This is a genomic window from Nonomuraea insulae (genome assembly GCF_042656245.1).
This window is the reverse complement of sequence record NZ_JBHSPA010000016.1, coordinates 158,369-174,048: the sequence shown is the minus strand read 5'-3', so window position 1 is coordinate 174,048 and position 15,680 is coordinate 158,369. Positions and strand designations below refer to the sequence as shown.

Sequence of the window (15,680 nt, the reverse complement as noted above, 5' to 3'; positions counted from 1 at the left end):
TGTCACTTGGTGCTGCCTGCGGTGAGGCCGCTCACCAGGTGCTTCTCGATGAGGGCGAAAAGGATCACCGCCGGCACGATCGCCATCAGCGCCGCGGCGAAGAGGTACTGGTAGTTGGTCTCGTACAGGCCGATGAACTGCTGGACGCCGACCGTGAGAGGCACGCGGCCGTTCGCCGGATCGTTGAAGAGCGTCAGTGAGATGACGAACTCGTTCCACACCTGGATGAACGTGAAGATCATCACGGTGACGAGGCCGGGCGCGGCCAGCGGGAGGATCATGCGCAGCATGATGCGGAACTTGCCGAGACCGTCCATCATCGCGGCCTCGTCGATCTCCACGGGGATCGAGCTGAAGTGGGCGTGCAGGATCCACACGGCGAAGGCGAGGTTGAAGGCCGAGTTGATGGCGATGATGACGCCGTAGCTGTTGATCCCGTCCACGAACACCGCCTGCCGGTACAGGCCGATGAGCAGCGCCACCGCGGGGAACATCTGCGTCACGAGGATCACGCTGAGGAAGGCCGTCCGTCCCCTGAACCGGGAGCGGGCCAGCACGTAGGCCGCCGGCGCGGCGATGACCAGGACGAGCGCCGTGGAGGCCAGCGCGACGGTCAGGCTGACCCGGAAGTAGTCGGCCAGCGGGATGCGCCGCCACACGTCGGCGTAGTTGAACCACGCCCAGCTCTCGGGCAGGTAGTTCGCCGGGACGGCGAACAGTTCCGCGTCGGTCTTGAGTGAGCCGAACAACATCGCGGCGTAGGGCGCGATGAAGAACAGCGCCACCGCCAGCCCGACGATCGGGAGCACCACGGGGCGGATCCGCGCCCACCCACGGCCCGCCCGCAGCAGCACCGGCCTGCTGGGCCTGACCGGCGCCGGACTCCGCGGGGGAGCGGCGGGACGCTCTTCGACAGGCGGGGGAGCGGGTGTCCCGTCGCCGGCCGCGGGGTCGCGGTGCGGTCGCAGCACCAGGACGAAGGCCAGGATGAGCAGCAGCAGGAAGACCACGTTGAGCACGCCCAGCGCCGCGGCCTCACCCGAGTCGAGCTGCGCGGTGAACGCGATCTTGTACAGCCAGGTCACCGTCGTGTCGGCGTGGTTCCCCGCCGTCTTCCCCATGATCACCCAGATGACGGTGAACGCGTTGAAGACGTGCAACATGTTGAGGACCAGCGCGATCATGAGCGACGGCCGCAGGATCGGCAGCGTCACCCGCCGCCAGGTCGCCCACGCGCTCGCGCCGTCCATCTTCGCGGCCTCCAGCACGTCGTGCGGCACCGTCTGCAACCCGGACAGCAGCACGTACGTGGTGAACGGCATCGAGGTGATGATCCCGACCGCCATGACCGAGTACAGGGCCGTCGAGGGGTCCTTGTACCAGTCGACGGGCGCGGAGATGATCGACAGATCCATCAGCAGCCGGTTGAGCAGGCCGTTGCCGCCCTCGTAGATGAAGCGCCACACGGTCGCGGTCATCACCAGCGAGGTCGCCCACGGCACCACCAGCGCGAGCCGGACGAGCTTGCGGCCGAAGAACTCCTTGGACAGGAACTGCGCCAGCGCGAGCGAGAGCAGCATGGTCAGCCCGACGACGATCACGAGCCACAGCAGCGTGTTGCCGACCACGAGGCCGAGCGCGTCCTCCTGCAGCAGCCTGACGTAGTTGTCCAGCCCGGCCAGGCCCCTGACCAGCCCGATCCTGCTGATGTCGAGGAAGGACATGTAGACCATGTACAGGGCGGGAAAGCCGACCACCCCCGCGATGAGGAGCGTGCTCGGCGTGAGCCAGCGCCATGGCACGGTGCGACGCCACAGGTCGGCGGCTCGGCTCGCCGGCCCGGGAGCTGCCGATCGCGTCCTCATCGGGGGTCTCTGAGATTGGCGGTCCAGGAGTCGAGCGTCGCCTGCCACTCCACCGGATCCTCCGGCATGCCGGGCACTCCCGGCCGCCGCTGCCAGGGCAGCGGGCCGGACTCGCGCCGGTACTCGACCCCGATCGCCTCCAGCCGCGGCAGGTGAGCGGCCAGGCGGCTACGGAAGTCGTCCAGGTCTCGCTCGGGCCCAGACCAGACGGTTTCGGCGAAGGCCGCCAGCCGGGGGAAGGCCATGTAGTCGACGTGCCTGGTGGAGTCGATCAGCTCGGTCCAGATGCCGCACTGGGCGCCCAGGACGTGTTCGGCGGCCGGGTCGCCGCGCAGTTCGGCCGGGACGGGTTCGAAGGCGTAGACGTCCTCGAGGGTGAGCACGGTCCTGAACGGCAGGGGCTCGTCCTCGAGGTGGCTCTGCCGGTAGTCGAGGTAGACGGCGGTGTTGGAGCAGTTGATGACGTCGTGTCCGGCGCGGGCGGCGGCCACCGCGCCCAGGTCGGCCCGCCACGAGGCGACCACCGCCCCGGGGGCGAGCCCGCCCTCCAGGATCTCGTCCCAGCCGACCAGCCGCCGCCCGCGCCCGGCCAGGTACTCGTCGAACTGGTGGATGAACCAGCTCTGCAGCTCGTCCTCGTCGCGCAGCCCCTCCCCGGCGATGCGGCGGCGGGCCGACGGGCTGGCGCGCCACTGGTCCTTGGGGCACTCGTCGCCGCCGACGCACACGTACGGGCTGGGGAACAACTCCAGCACCTCGTCGAAGACGTTCTTGAAGAAGGCGATCGTGGAGTCCTCGACGTTGAGCACGTTGAAGCCGACCCCCCAGGTGGTGCCCACGCCGAGCGGGATGTCGAGGTTGCCCAGCTCGGGGTAGGCGGCGATGGCCGACTGTGTGTGCCCGGGCAGGTCGATCTCGGGTACGACCGAGATGTGGCGGCGGGCGGCGTAGGCGACGATCTCCCGGATGTCGTCCTGGGTGTAGAAACCGCCGTGCGGCCGTCCGTCCATCTCGCCCATCCAGCCGACCTGGCTCTCCTCGCGCCACGAGCCGATCTCGGTCAGGCGCGGGTAGCGCTTGATCTCGATGCGCCACCCCTGGTCGTCGGTCAGATGCAGGTGCAGGACGTTCAGCTTGTGCAGTGCCATCAGATCGATGAAGCGCAGCACGTCCGCCTTGGTCATGAAATGCCGGGCCACGTCGAGGATCGCGCCGCGCCAGGCGAAGCGCGGGCTGTCCCGCACCTGTACGGCGGGCACCTCCAGCGGCGCCGCACCCGCCCGGCGGAAGGCCTCGGGCGGCATGAGCTGGCGCAGCGTCTGCGCCCCGTAGAAGGCCCCGGCCGCGGACCCGGCGTGCAGGGCGACCTCGCCGGGCGTGACGATCAGCCGATAGGCCTCCGGCGGCAGGTCGTCGAGGGCGAGCCTGATCGTCGACGGGCCCGGACTGCTGGGCAGCAGCTCTCCGCCGGTGACCGGGCTGAGCTCGCCGCGCAGCCAGGCCGCGACCTCGCCGAACGCGGGATCGGCGACGAGCGCGGTCCCGCGGTCGATGACGAAGCGGCCGGGTCCGGCCTCGTACTGCAAGGGCTTGGGGACGATCATCAGCGGGTCTCCTGGGAACATTACGAAGGACAGCTTCTTTATTAACAGCAGCCACGATCACGGGTCAATGCTCATTTATGCTCACCGTTCGCCCAGCTGATCATCTTTGAGCGCTCGATTGCTGGCATAATCGACCCGGGATTACAGAGGAAACCTGCGTTAGGACGACGATGGCCACACTTCGCGGCGGCGACCTGTCACGGCTCAGGCAGCTCAACGCCCTGACCGCGATCGGAATGTTGCGCGGTGCCGGACCCCTGACGCTGTCGGCCCTGGCCGAACGCGCCGGTCTGTCGCGCCCCTCCACGAAGGAGGTCGTGGACGAGCTCATGGAGCTCGGCTGGGTGGAGGAGACCACACCCGCGCAGGGCACGCTCGGCCGGCCCGCCCGCCGCTACCGCTTCCGCGCGAGCAACGGTTACCTGGTGGGGCTCGACATAGGGGGTCACAACATCCGCGCCGCCCTGGCGGACCTGAACGGTGAGATCCTGGCCGAGACCCGCCGGCCCGTGCACCCGGACATCCCTCTCGACGAGCGCCTGGCCGCGATCGAGCAGACGGTCGCCGGCTGCCTGGCGCTGGGCGGCAAGACGATCGCCGACGTGTGGATCGTCGCGGCGGGCACGATCGGCGTGATCACTCCCGAGGGCCGCATCCTCTACTGCGCCGCGATTCCCGCGTGGACCGGCCTCGACCTGGCCGGGCACCTGCGCGAGATGTTCCCCTGCGAGATCCTCGTCGAGAACGACAGCCGCCTGGCCGCCAAGGCCGAGGCCGTACGCGGTGCCGCGCGCGACGCGAGCGACGTGGTGTTCCTCCACGTCGGCCGCCGGATGGGCGCGGCGATCATCATCGACGGCAAGGTCCACCGCGGCTTCGGCGCGGCGGCCGGCGAGATCGCCATGTTGCCGCAGGCGCAGCTGTTCGACGCCTCCGAGCACCTGCAGAACTGCCCGATCATCCCCGAGGGCATCTCGCCGGCCGACGCCGCCGGCTACACCCTGGCCGCGGCCCGCGCGGACGACCCGGTGGCGCTCGCGGCGGTCGAGCGCTACGTCGACGACCTGGCGGTGGGCACCAGCGCGATGGTCCTGCTGCTCGACCCGCAGGTCGTCGTTTTGGGTGGCGGCTTCTCCCGCTCGGCCGACGTCCTGCTGCCGCCGCTGCGCGAGCGCCTGGAGCGCACCTGCATCCGCCTGCCGGATCTACGCGCGTCGACGCTGGGCGACGAGTGCGTGGTCACGGGCGCCATCGACTATGCCGTCGCCCACCTTGACCACCAGCTCTTCACCCCGGACGCGCCCCTGCCCACCTCCGGCGACCCCCAGAAGATGATCTAGAGCGCAGGTCTGCACATAGGGTGTCAAGAGGCTCCTCATGCCGGGTCTTCGTAACGTCGCTCAACGCCGGATGCTCAGGTAACGACGGTGCTGGTAGCGGTAGAACACGGTCAGGCAGGCGGCTGCGGTGGCGAGCCCGGCGGCCAGGGCGGACATCAGGTGGTGGTCCGTCACGACGTAGTAGGTCAGCAGCGCGAGGCAGACGCCGGCCAGGACGCCGTTGATGACGGCGATCATGCTCGCCGCGGTGAAAAGCCCTGCCAGTGGGCCAGATTTGACCGCCATCGACCTGAGCGCGTCCTCGGTCCCGCCTTCGACCGCGGCCCATGGAGGGAAGTAGCGCGCCGCCTCGGGGCCGAGCTCGCGATAGTAGCCGCGGATGCGGGTGATGCCGCTCAGATACAGGATGTTCTGTACTCCCGTGTCGACGAGCCGGGCCGTGGTCAGCACACCCAGCACGAAGACCGTCGGCAACGCGGCGGCGGCGAAAGGCAGCAACAGGCCGGGCGTCTGCGAGGCGAACCCCAACGCGATCAGACTGCTGGACAACACCGACAGATAGAGCGACGAACGACCGATCGCCTCGCTGACCGTCGTGCCGGCCGCCGATTGCAGCACGAAATGCTCCGTCACGATCGCCGACATGAGTGTCGCCGACGGCTCGGCGTCCTGATTGTCTGCTTCCATGACCGCTCCCATTCTTCGCTCGGGCAGACCGGCAGGGGCGCCTGCCGGTCCCCGCCTCCGTCCAGGCGCCGGCCGGTGAGACCCCTGCCTCCTCGGCGGCCGAGGTCAGCGGAAGGCGTCGGCGTGTACCTCCGCCCACTGCTCGAAGGTGCGGGGCGGATGTCCGGTCACCTCGCGCACGGTCGGCAGGACCTGCGACTCATCGAGCGTGCCGTCGGCGTAGAAGCGGAAGAAGGCATCGACGTACTCGGCCGGCATGGTCGCCTCCATCTGGGCTCGGGCCTCCTCGTCCGTCAGGCCCTCGCAACGCAGGTCCCTGCCCAGCACCTTGGCCAGCACGGCGATCTGATCGGCGGGCAGCAGCGAATCCGGGCCGGTCAGCTCGTAGATCCGGCCTTCGTGTCCGTCGCTCGTCAACGCCAGGGCCGCCGTGGCCGCGATGTCCGTGGGATCGATGGCCGCGGCGGCCACCCCGGCGAACGGCACGCGTACCAGGTCGCCGGCCCGAAGCTGCGGCAGCCAGCGCAGCGCGTTGGACATGAACGCCCTGGGTCGCAGGAACGTCCAGGGCACATCCGCCTCCCTCACGGCGCGCTCGGAGAGCGTCATGTAGCGGGAGACCGCATTGCTCATGTCCGCGAGCGCGGCGGAGCCGCTCGTCAGCAGCACGACCCGCCTCACCCCTGCCTCGCGCATACGGGCCAGCAGGCCGGGCATGTCCGCATATCCCGGCAGCAGGAACACTCCCCGCACGCCGATCAGCGCATCGGCCAGACTGTCGGGCCGGTTCAGGTCGCCGGTGACGGGCTGTACGCCGGGCGGCAGAGTGACGCCCGCGGGGTCGCGTACCAGCGCGCGCACCTGCTGCCCCGCCTGAGCCAGCCGGCTCACCAATGCGGACCCGGTGTTGCCGGTGGCGCCGGTCACCAGAATCATCATGTCTCCCATCGAGTTGTCGGCGTTCGAAGTTCGAAGTGCTATGCGGCGGCGAGACCGACGGCCAGGGCGATCAACGCGGCGGCCAGGAGCAGACCCCCGCCTCGCGTGAGCATCGTGCCGGGCGAGCGGGCGCCCTGCCGGCCGACGGCCAGATGCAGGAAGAACCCACCCGACTGTGCGAGCACCCCGGCCAGCAGGACCCCGCCGGCCAGCCACTCCAGGCCGGCGGAGAGACCAGCGCGCGGCAGGTAGAGGAAGTAGACCAGCGACAACACCAGCAGCACGCCGGCGTGTGCGTGGCCGGCGCGGAAGAAGCGCTCGCGGAACTCGCCCAGCTTCTCGCGATCGGTGGTGACGAAGCGGAGCAGCGCGTGCCCGCCGAACTCCACCGTGACGACCGAAGCCAGGGCGATGACCGGCAGGACCTCGGTGGCCTGTCCCATCAGATCCCCTTCATCGTGTGATCGTTCCGACTTGACATAGAAGATAGTGACATTCGGCAAACAGGGATCCATAGTGCCCCTGTCATCGGCCGGGTGTGCATTTTGCATGGCCGGCTCAGCGGCAGTCGCGACAAGAGCTCGACCGCCTGACTGTGTGAGTCCGCCCGCTGCGATAGCGTCCCCCTATCGGCAGAGCTGCACGGCTCATCGGAAGGCACCGAGTGGGGCGCAACGCGGACGACCTCCCGCTCCGGCTCGCCCGGGGAATCCTGTGGGCGGCTTTCGGCATTCTGTTCTGCATCCGCGTGGCCAGCGGGCTGGACAACGGTGCGGGCGCGCTCGGGGTGCTGCTTCCCATGGCGTCGTACCCGCCGCTCGTCGCGCTGGTGGTGTGGCGCTGGAGCCCGGCCGTCCGATACGGGCTCCTCGCGGCCGTCGTGCTGCTCTACTGCGTGCCGTTCCTGGTGGTCGGGGAGCTCTGGGACTGGGTGCCGTGGACTCTGGCCGCCGCGGTCCTGTGCGCTCTGCCCGCCCGGTTCGCCTGGCCGCTGTTCGTCTTCATCGTGGCCGCGTCCGGCGTGGGCGTGCTCGCTTTTGGATACGACCTCTATCCCGGGTACGAGGGACAGGTCAGCGTCGGTTACATGATCATCACGGCGGATGACGGGCTCATCCTCTTCGGCTTGTCCGCGCTGGTCAGGGCTGTCGAGCAGTTGCACGGCACTCGGGAGGAACTGGCCAGGATGGCCTTGGCCAGGGAACGCCTGCGACTGGACGGAGAGCTGCGCGACCTGCTCGGCGGAAAGCTCCAGGTGATCGCGTTCCGGATGCGGAAGGCGGGTCAGGAGGGGGCGCAGGACGCGCGGCGCGACATTCAGGAAGGCGTCGCGCTCGCCCGGCGCACCCTGGCAGAGGTACGAGCCATGGCCGGCGCCTACCGGGCCGATCCGCCCGCGCGGATGCCGCCGCCGATCGAGTCGATCCGGCTGGCCCGGCGTGTGCTGCTCGCGGTGCTGGTCGTCCAGTGCGTGCTCGTCGTGAAGCTCCTGGCCTACCTGTATCCCGCCGACTGGCCGGCGCTCGGCTTCGCCACGGCTCTGCTCGCCGTCATCGTGATCCTGCAGATGCTGCCGCAGTCGCGGGCGGTCCTGCTCGCGCAGAGCCTGCTGATCGTGGCGCCCCTGGCGATCTTTCCCGACGCGTGGGACCGTCTGCTGGGCATCTTGACGGGCAAACTGCTGCTCAACCTACGGCCGCCGCGTTCCTGGGCGGTCGTCGGGGTCGTCCTGGCCGGGCACCTGACCTGGTTCCTCTACTCCATCGACGGCAGCGCTTTCGTCATCGACGACCTCGCCGCCGCACTCAGCAATTTCGGCGGCCACATCATGATCATGTGGTTGGTGTACTGTCTCGGGCGGCTGAGCGGGCTCGCAACCATTCTGGAGCGGGCGCAGCACGAGCTCGCCGAGGCGGCGGTGCGGCGCGAACGGGTGCGGATCGCCGGGGATCTGCACGACGTGCTGGGTTTCAGCCTGTCGGCGGTGGCGCTGAAGGGCGAGGTGGCCGAACGCCTGCTGCACACCGACCCCGCGCGGGCCGGAGCCGAGACCGGCGCGCTCGTGTCGCTGGTCGAGCGCGCTCTGGAGGAGTTGCGGTCCATCGCCGACGACGCGGTCGAGCTGCGGCTGACGGCCGAGCTCGACGCGGCGCGCGAGGTGCTGGGGGCCGCCGGGATCGAGGTGGTGGCACAGTGCCGGACAGGCTCGTTACCGCCCGAGGCCGACACGGCGGTAGCCGCCGCGCTCCGTGAGACCGTCACCAATGTCCTGCGGCACAGCCAGGCCCGGAGGTGTGAGATCACCGTCGCCGGCACCGAAGAGCTCGTACGGTTGCGCGTCGTCAACGACGGCGCCCTGTCCCTCGCCCGAGCCGAACCTGCCACGCCGTCGCGGCCAGAACGGCACGGATCCGGGCTCGGCAGTATCGCCCGGCGTACCGGCGGGCGACTGACGGCGGTGCGTCACCCCGGCGGCAGGTTCGAGGTGATCGCCGAGTTCAGCGTGATCCGGCGTGGAACCCCGGGCGTTGACGGTTCGGCCGGGAAGCTGACGTCAGATCCAGCCGGACTCGGTGGCGATCCGGATGGCGTCCACCCGATTGCGGGCCCCCAGCTTGGCGACGGCTGAGGTGAGGTAGTTGCGGACCGTGCCGTAGGTCAGGAAGAGCCGCTCGGCGATCTCGGCGGGCTGGGCCCCGCTCGCCGAAAGGCGCAGCGCCTCGGTCTCCCGCTGGGTGAGCGGGTTGTCCGGCGCCTCCAACGCCACGAGGGCCAGGTCCGGGTCCACCACCCGGCCACCCGCGGCGACGACCCTGATGGCCGCGGCCAGCTCGGCCGGGTGGAGATCCTTCGGCACGAATCCGGCGACCCGGGCGCCAAGGGCCCTGCGCAGGGTGCCTGGTTTGGTCAGCGCCGTCAGGATCAGGACGCGGCATTCGGGCATCAGGTCGCGCAGCTCGGCCGCCGCCGAGATGCCGTCCAGGCCCGGCAGGTCGATGTCGATCACGGCCACGTCGGGTCGGTGCTCCACCGCGGCCGGCACGATCTCCAAGCCCGAGGCGACCCCTGCCACTATGGTGAGGTCGCCCTCGAGCGACAACAACTCGACCAGCGCCTCGCGCAGGAGGTGCATGTCCTCCGCGATCAAGACCCGGATCACAGCATTCCCGATCACGCGGAACCGCGTGGGAACGCGCGCCGCGGGGGCGTCGCTGACGTGGCAGACATGCTCAAGATCCCCCTTGGCGTCGGCGACCAGTCCCAGGGACTCCTCATGGCGGCGAAGGACGCACCCATGCGCATGCCATTTTATCGTGATCTGCCGGCCCGCTGGCGTTGAGCCGCCATCATCCCTTGGCCATGGAGTCCAGCAACCAGTTGTAGCGCAGACGCAGCGCGCGCTCCCAGCCGGCCGCCGCGGCGCCGAGCGCGAGCGTGAAGTTGAGCCATCCCGGCAGGCGGATGGGCGAGGTGAAGGTCCCGAAGTGCTGAGTCACGGGGGGAAACTTGAAGGCCACTTCGATGAGCTGCGGGATCAGGAGAAGCAGCGGGATGACGAGCAAGATCAGCGAGCAGAAGGCGATCCAGCGGCTCAGTGCGGGGTGCTCGCGGTCGAGGTGCGCGCGGCGCCCTTCGCCGGAGCTGCGATCCGGGATGAGCTGGTGCTCGGCCCCCTCGGTGGTCACGTAGTGGCAGCGCTTGAGCCCGAACGCTGTCGGCGCCACTTCGATCGTGCCGCCCTGGACGGGAAAGGCGGCAGGGAGTCTGGACTCGGCGTGATGCCTGCCGTCGAGGTACAGGTGGGCTTTGCCTTTGCCGTTGTCGGACAGGAACCGCTGCACATGGTTGACGTCGATGGCGTAGACCACCTGCCGGCCATCATCGTTCCGCAGCGGAAGATAGAACAACGCCCGGGAAAGCGACTGCCACCAGCGGAAACGCTTGAGTGGACGCCCATTCCCCGGCTGGACCCGTCGCACCGCCCGGCGTCTGCGCCGCTCCTCGAACATCAGGCTCCTATCAATTACGCGGAAACGCCTCGGCGGCTGCGTCTTCTCCGGTCGCACGCCCGTGCGCGGCAAGCTCCTGCCGATGGCGAGGTGGCAGGAGCTTGCCGGTGCCTGCCCGGCTCAGAGCTTGCACCGGGCTCCGTCAGCCGGGGAATCGAGGTCGATGAGGTAGGCGGCCACGGCCCTGTTGACGCAGGCGTTGCCGCTCAGAAGGGCGCCGTGCTGCTCACCCTCGACGGTGAGCAGGCTGCCGCCGAGCTCCTTCGCCAGGTTGACGCCGCCCTCGTGCGGTGTGATGGGGTCGCCTGTGACGGAGACCGTGAGCGTGTCGGGCAGTCCCTTGATGTCCGTGGCGTACGGGTAGCCGAGCGTCGGCTTGACGGGCCAGTGCTCGCAGCCGTCGCGCGCCTGCTTGATCGGGCGGCCGTGGTCGGAGAACGGCGCCGCCTTGAACGCCGCCCGGTTCAGCGCGGTCTCTTGCCTGGGCGTGTGGCGCTCCTCGTCCAGGCAGTTGATCGCCAGCGTGGCCTCGAGCCAGTTGGGGTAGACGCCGTCGGCGCTGCGCCCGTGGTAGCTGTCGCGCAGCTTCAGCAGGGTGTCGCCCTTGCCGGCCTTCACCTCGGTGATGCCCGCGATCGCGACGGGCCACATCGCCTTGCTGTACATCGCGGCCGTCACCCCCTCGACCGCCTGCTCGAACGTCAGCCCGCGCCCGTCGGACGTCCGCGCCGGCTTGTCGACCAGCGGCCGGACGAGTTTCTGGAAGACCTTGGTGGCGCGGTCGGGGTCGGTGCCCAGCGGGCAGTCCTGCTTGGTGGCGCACGAGGCGGCCATGCGCTCGAACGTCCGCTGCATCCCGGTGAACTGCTGGACGCGCCTTTCGTGGGTGCCCGCCATCGGGTCGAACGCTCCGTCGAGCACCAGCGCGCGGACCTTCTTCGGGAACATCTCCGCGTACACGGCGCCGAGCCGGGTGCCGTAGCTGGTGCCCGCGAAGGAGAGCTTCCTGTCGCCCAGGGCCTGGCGCAGCACGTCCATATCCCGCGCGACGTCGCGGGTGCCGACGTGCGCCAGCACCTGCCTGCCGCCGGAGCGCTCGGCGCACTGCTCGACGAGCCGGCGGGTCTCCTGCTCGGTCCAGTCGTCCAGGCCGGCGGGGACCGAGGAGAGCTTCGCGCCGCGATCGCGCTCGGCGTCGGTGTAGCAGTCGAGCGCCGGCTTGGAGGCGCCGACGCCGCGCGGGTCGAACCCGACCATGTGGAAGCGCTCGGTGATCGGCGATTTCGCCCACACGGCGGCGGTGATGGCCGCGTGCTCGGTGCCGGGGAATCCGGGACCGCCGGGGTTCAGCACGAGCGACCCGATCGGATCCTTGCCGCGCGCGGGAACGCGCAGCACCGCGATCTCTGCCTGCTCACCTTTCGAGTTCTGGTAGTCGAGCGGCACCTTGAGCCGCGCGCACTCGGCTTTGACAGCCGGCGCGTCAGGCGCCGGCTTCGGCACCTCGCACGGCTTGAACGCCAGCTTCTGCCCGTAGAAGCGCTCCAGGCCGATGCCGGAGGGGGCGGCTTGCCCGGCTTGCCGGGTCGCGGCCTGGCTGGCTTGCCCGGCGGCCTGGACGGGCTGGCCGGCGCAGGCGCCGAGCAGCAGTGTCAGCGCCGTGGCGCCCATGACGACGGCCGGTCTCTTGCGATATGGCATGTGCTTTCTCCTGCTGTCGGAGGTGATGGTCAACGGGGGATGAGGGCCGGAGGCCCAAGCAGGCCACGCCCTCCGCGGTGCCGCGCACCGGACGTGAGGCACGCCGAACCGCGCCTCGATGTGCAGTCCCCGCACCACCGTTCTGGCCGCGCGTTCGTCACCGCTCAGAGCACGGGACTCCAGGCTGGTGCGCAGCGCGGAAGCACGCATTTAGCTGCGCAAACGCAACGAACGGCATGAAGAACATTCAAAACTATGACGTCACGTCCGGGTCAACCCGCGTACGGAACAGGCTTGCTGTGATCAGCTTCGACGTCGCGGCGGGGCAGCGATTCACGCCACCACCCCGAACCGGGCTCAAGCGTGACCGCGCGGCGCCGCCACGGCAGCGATCAAGCGGGCTCAGCCGGGCCGGCGAGGTCGTCCGCCGGCACGTTTTCGCTTGTCATTCGGTTGATCAACCGGTCCGCGAACAGCTGGTTCGCGAGGTGCTGCTGGTCGTTGAAGTTGAGCTCGCCGTAGGCGGCGAGCATCGAGGAGAGTTCGGTGCCGAACTCGACGCCGGGCCAGTTCTCCAGGAGGGGCCGGTACTGCGTCACCATGTCGTCGGCGAGCCGCTCGATGGCCTCCTCCGAGGTGTCCGGGCCGAGTTCGGCGAAGCGCCGGAGCAGCTCTGTGGTGGCCGGGGTGAAGATGGCGTGCTGGGCGAAGGCGCCGGCGAGGGTGGACGTCCCGGATTCGCCGACCAGGCGGGCGATCAGGACGAGCTGCTCGTGTTCGTGGCGTGCCAGGTCGGGGGCGATGTCGGCGACGGCGCTCAGGGTGGGCCCGTAAGCGGCCATTTCCGGCGGCAGGTCGGGCATCGCGCCGTGGCGGCGGAGCCGGGCGATGGCCGCCCGCCGGCTGGTGAGCCGCTCGATCTCGGCGGCCGCCTGCCGGTCCAGCTCGTCGAGCAGTGTCTCGGTGGCCTGGGGATCATCGAGCACATCCGGCAGCGAGGCCAGCGGGAGGCCGAGCTCGGTCAGGCGGGTGATCCGCAGCAGCCGGACCAGGTGGCGCACGTCGTAGTCGCGGTAGCCGTTGACCGAGCGTTCAGGCTCTTCGAGGATCCCGATCTGGAGGTAGTGCCGCAGGGTACGGATGGTGACACCGGCGAGCTCGGCCAGTTCACTGCTGCGCAACGGTCTTCTCCTTCGGTTCCACCCCGGTCGGTGTTCGGGACGCGACGACGGTAACGGCGAATTCGGTCGCGAGTCGAAAGCGCCGGCCGAGTCCCTCCCGTCACACCCATCCCGGCGAACTGCTCACACTGCGGCGAGGCCGGCCAGGAGTGCGGTGCTCCGGGCATCACCGCTGACGACCGAGTGCCAGCGGGCCGTTGGTCACACCAGACCGGACCTGTGCGCGTCCGCCCATTGCCCGAGCGTGAAGAGCTGTTCTCGGAGGGAGTGCCCCACCTCCGTCAGTGAGTACTCCACCCGCGCCCATGGCGGACCCGACGTCGTACGGCTGACGAAACCCGCCTCTTCCAGACCCCGCAGCGTACGGGTCAGCATACGTCGGCTGATGCCCTCGATCGCTCGGTCCAGCTCGTTGAAGCCGTGGCCGCGTTCGGCGAGCAGGCGGATGACCGCAGGACTCCATTTGTCGCCGATCCGGCGCAGCAAGCCCGTGACCGGGCAGTTTTCGTACGTCGCGACCGTGACGACCGCGCCGGCGCGGGCCTCGGCAGGATCAGTGGACAAGAATGTGCCTTCTTTCTACCGCTGGGCGGTCCGGTCGAGGATCAGGATATGCACACGATCAAGTTGGGCGATGTCTCTGTGACATTGGTCGCGCACTTCGACAACCAGCCTCTTTCCCCCCCGGAGTTCTTCCCCGGAGGCGACCCGGAATTGTGGGAGGCGAACAGGTCCTGGCTCAGCCCGTCGCACTGGGACCCCGATGCGGGCCGCGTACGGGTGGCTGTGCAGTCATGGCTGCTGCGCAGCGGTGGCCGCACCATCCTCATCGATACCGGTCTGGCCGCCGACTCCGACCGTCCCGGGATCCCGGCCGGTGCCTCGCTCCCGGCCGGTGCCTGGCTCCCGGCCGCGCTGGCCACCGTCGGCGTGACACCAGCCGACGTGGACCTCGTCATCTGCACCCATCTGCACGCCGACCACGTGGGAGGCAACACTCGCCTCGACGAAGGAGGCGAACGGGTCCCGGCCTTCCCCAACGCCCGGTACCTGATCTCCCGGCCCGATCTGGACTTCTTCCACCCCAGCGCCCTCACCGAGGAGCCTGGCCGCAGCGCCACCGTCTACGCCGAGTCGATCGAGCCGATCCTGCGCGCGGGACGGGCACTCATCTGGGATGACCGCCACATCATCGACGGCAACCTGGAACTCGCCCTCGCACCGGGTCACACACCGGGACACGGCGTCCTGACGCTCACCTCAGGTGATGACCGTGCGATCTTCGTCGGTGACCTGCTCCACTCGCCTGTGCAGCTGCTGGCACCGGACCTGTCCAGTTGTTTCTGTTACGACCCCGCCATGGCGGCACAGACACGTCGCAAGGTGTTGCAATGGGCCGCCGACCACACCGCGCTCGTGATCCCCGCACACTTCGGCGGTGCCCGCGCCGTGGAGATCGAGCGGAGCGGCTCCGGTTTCGCGCCGCAACGCTGGGCGGGCATCTCCTGAGATGTGCGCCCCGCGTACCTCAGGAGGCGGTCTGCGTGGACCACAGGGGACGGGTGCCGTCGTAGATCACCACGTTCCCGTCGTTCTGGACCTCCAGCCGGGCGCCCGGCAACCTGCTCGCCGTCGCCGCCCTGGCGGTCAGCAACGCGGTGCTGCCTGAGGAGGCGTTCAACGCCTGGGGATGGCGGCTGCCCTTCCTGTTCAGCGCCGTACTGGTTCTGGTGAGCGTGTGGATCCGTAAGACGGTCAGCGAATCACCGCTGTTCGAGCAGACGCGCGACTCGGAGAAGCCGCGCCGGCCGCTGCGCCAGGTCTTCCGTGACCATCGCAGGCCGCTGATCATCACCATCGGCATGCGCATCGCCTCGGACGTCTCCTACTACACCTTCGCGCTGTTCTCCATCACCTACGTCACGCAGCAGCTCGGGTTCGACAAGTCGCTGGTGCTGAACGGCGTGATGGCCGCGTCCGTCGTGCAACTGTGCGTTACAGCGGCTCCTCCATCGGCTACCAGCTCGCCGGCGTCGTCGGTGGCAGCGTCGCGCCGCTCATCGGTGTCGCGCTGTTGTCCGCGTTCGGCACCGGGCAGGCGGTCGCCGTGTACAGCGCGATCGCCGCCGCCATCACCGTGGCGGCCGTGTGGTGGTCGCAGGAGACCTCCCGCAACCAGCTCTCCCCGCGGCGGGACGCTCAGGTGCCGGCTCCGCTGGAGTCGTAGATCTCCAAGTCTGGCCCGGGATCTACGACAGCACAGACTGCGCCATGGCCCCGTTACCCGTACCTGACGCGACCGTAAACGGCAGCTGACCCGTCTGCGGGTAGCGTGATGATAACCGTTCGATCT

Annotated in this window: 15 protein-coding genes; 4 read left to right on the top strand and 11 right to left on the bottom strand. The window is 69.4% G+C overall.

All coding sequences use genetic code 11. The features are described from left to right. Window positions 1-2: 2 nt before the first annotated feature. The gene (locus ACFPZ3_RS12750) at window positions 3-1,802 is read right to left on the bottom strand and encodes an ABC transporter permease (protein WP_379514242.1); all 1,800 of its coding nucleotides are present in this window, start codon (window positions 1,800-1,802) and stop codon (window positions 3-5) included. 59 nt (window positions 1,803-1,861) lie between these two features. Next, a complete protein-coding gene (locus ACFPZ3_RS12745) occupies window positions 1,862-3,469 on the bottom strand; it encodes a beta-N-acetylhexosaminidase (protein ID WP_379514241.1) in 1,608 nt (535 codons plus the stop codon). Between the two features lie 170 nt (window positions 3,470-3,639). On the opposite strand from ACFPZ3_RS12745, the gene ACFPZ3_RS12740 reads away from it, so the two are divergent. Further along, a complete protein-coding gene (locus tag ACFPZ3_RS12740) occupies window positions 3,640-4,809 on the top strand; it encodes an ROK family transcriptional regulator (protein WP_379514240.1) in 1,170 nt (389 codons plus the stop codon). 60 nt (window positions 4,810-4,869) lie between these two features. Here ACFPZ3_RS12740 and ACFPZ3_RS12735 read toward each other — a convergent pair whose 3' ends face one another. From ACFPZ3_RS12735 to ACFPZ3_RS12725, 3 genes are all read right to left on the bottom strand, one after another. Continuing rightward, entirely contained in the window at window positions 4,870-5,496 is a 627-nt protein-coding gene (locus ACFPZ3_RS12735) for a hypothetical protein (protein WP_379514239.1), read from the bottom strand. 105 nt (window positions 5,497-5,601) lie between these two features. Continuing rightward, window positions 5,602-6,435: an NAD(P)H-binding protein gene (locus ACFPZ3_RS12730; protein ID WP_379514238.1), complete on the bottom strand. Its 834-nt coding sequence runs from the start codon at window positions 6,433-6,435 to the stop codon at window positions 5,602-5,604. Between the two features lie 38 nt (window positions 6,436-6,473). After that, window positions 6,474-6,878, bottom strand: coding sequence for a hypothetical protein (locus ACFPZ3_RS12725; RefSeq protein ID WP_379514237.1), 405 nt, complete (start codon window positions 6,876-6,878; stop codon window positions 6,474-6,476). 221 nt (window positions 6,879-7,099) lie between these two features. Here ACFPZ3_RS12725 and ACFPZ3_RS12720 point away from each other — a divergent pair, with 221 nt between their 5' ends. Then, window positions 7,100-9,064 (top strand): sensor histidine kinase, encoded by a 1,965-nt coding sequence (locus ACFPZ3_RS12720; protein WP_379514236.1) that lies wholly within the window; start codon window positions 7,100-7,102, stop codon window positions 9,062-9,064. On the opposite strand, the gene ACFPZ3_RS12715 is transcribed toward ACFPZ3_RS12720, so the two are convergent. The 5 genes from ACFPZ3_RS12715 to ACFPZ3_RS12695 all read right to left on the bottom strand — a co-directional run bounded on the left by ACFPZ3_RS12715 (window position 8,990) and on the right by ACFPZ3_RS12695 (window position 13,891). Next, the gene (locus ACFPZ3_RS12715; RefSeq protein ID WP_379514235.1) at window positions 8,990-9,595 is read right to left on the bottom strand and encodes a response regulator transcription factor; all 606 of its coding nucleotides are present in this window, start codon (window positions 9,593-9,595) and stop codon (window positions 8,990-8,992) included. The genes ACFPZ3_RS12720 and ACFPZ3_RS12715 overlap by 75 nt on opposite strands. Before the next feature lie 187 nt (window positions 9,596-9,782). Then, on the bottom strand, window positions 9,783-10,445 hold the full coding sequence (locus ACFPZ3_RS12710; RefSeq protein ID WP_379514234.1) for a hypothetical protein: 663 nt from the start codon (window positions 10,443-10,445) through the stop codon (window positions 9,783-9,785). A gap of 120 nt (window positions 10,446-10,565) precedes the next feature. Further along, complete coding sequence (locus ACFPZ3_RS12705; RefSeq protein WP_379514233.1) at window positions 10,566-12,146, bottom strand: alpha/beta hydrolase; 1,581 nt, start codon at window positions 12,144-12,146, stop codon at window positions 10,566-10,568. Window positions 12,147-12,538: 392 nt separating this feature from the next. Next, window positions 12,539-13,327: a MerR family transcriptional regulator gene (locus tag ACFPZ3_RS12700; RefSeq protein ID WP_379514232.1), complete on the bottom strand. Its 789-nt coding sequence runs from the start codon at window positions 13,325-13,327 to the stop codon at window positions 12,539-12,541. A gap of 201 nt (window positions 13,328-13,528) precedes the next feature. After that, complete coding sequence (locus ACFPZ3_RS12695) at window positions 13,529-13,891, bottom strand: winged helix-turn-helix transcriptional regulator (RefSeq protein WP_379514231.1); 363 nt, start codon at window positions 13,889-13,891, stop codon at window positions 13,529-13,531. Between the two features lie 48 nt (window positions 13,892-13,939). Here ACFPZ3_RS12695 and ACFPZ3_RS12690 point away from each other — a divergent pair, with 48 nt between their 5' ends. Next, entirely contained in the window at window positions 13,940-14,836 is an 897-nt protein-coding gene (locus tag ACFPZ3_RS12690; RefSeq protein ID WP_379514230.1) for an MBL fold metallo-hydrolase, read from the top strand. Between the two features lie 19 nt (window positions 14,837-14,855). Here ACFPZ3_RS12690 and ACFPZ3_RS12685 read toward each other — a convergent pair whose 3' ends face one another. After that, window positions 14,856-15,008, bottom strand: coding sequence for a hypothetical protein (locus ACFPZ3_RS12685; protein ID WP_379514229.1), 153 nt, complete (start codon window positions 15,006-15,008; stop codon window positions 14,856-14,858). A gap of 55 nt (window positions 15,009-15,063) precedes the next feature. Between ACFPZ3_RS12685 and ACFPZ3_RS12680 the strand changes: the two genes are divergently transcribed. Continuing rightward, window positions 15,064-15,621, top strand: coding sequence for an MFS transporter (locus ACFPZ3_RS12680; RefSeq protein ID WP_379514372.1), 558 nt, complete (start codon window positions 15,064-15,066; stop codon window positions 15,619-15,621). The last annotated feature ends 59 nt before the right edge of the window (window positions 15,622-15,680 follow it).

Bases quoted from the DNA above. Each gene is read 5' to 3' on its own strand.
- ACFPZ3_RS12745 (WP_379514241.1), bottom strand. From the start codon at position 3,469: ATGATCGTCCCCAAGCCCTTGCAGTACGAGGCCGGACCCGGCCGCTTC.
- ACFPZ3_RS12740 (WP_379514240.1), top strand. From the start codon at position 3,640: ATGGCCACACTTCGCGGCGGCGACCTGTCACGGCTCAGGCAGCTCAAC.
- ACFPZ3_RS12735 (WP_379514239.1), bottom strand. From the start codon at position 5,496: ATGGAAGCAGACAATCAGGACGCCGAGCCGTCGGCGACACTCATGTCG.
- ACFPZ3_RS12730 (WP_379514238.1), bottom strand. From the start codon at position 6,435: ATGATGATTCTGGTGACCGGCGCCACCGGCAACACCGGGTCCGCATTG.
- ACFPZ3_RS12725 (WP_379514237.1), bottom strand. From the start codon at position 6,878: ATGGGACAGGCCACCGAGGTCCTGCCGGTCATCGCCCTGGCTTCGGTC.
- ACFPZ3_RS12710 (WP_379514234.1), bottom strand. From the start codon at position 10,445: ATGTTCGAGGAGCGGCGCAGACGCCGGGCGGTGCGACGGGTCCAGCCG.
- ACFPZ3_RS12705 (WP_379514233.1), bottom strand. From the start codon at position 12,146: ATGCCATATCGCAAGAGACCGGCCGTCGTCATGGGCGCCACGGCGCTG.
- ACFPZ3_RS12690 (WP_379514230.1), top strand. From the start codon at position 13,940: ATGCACACGATCAAGTTGGGCGATGTCTCTGTGACATTGGTCGCGCAC.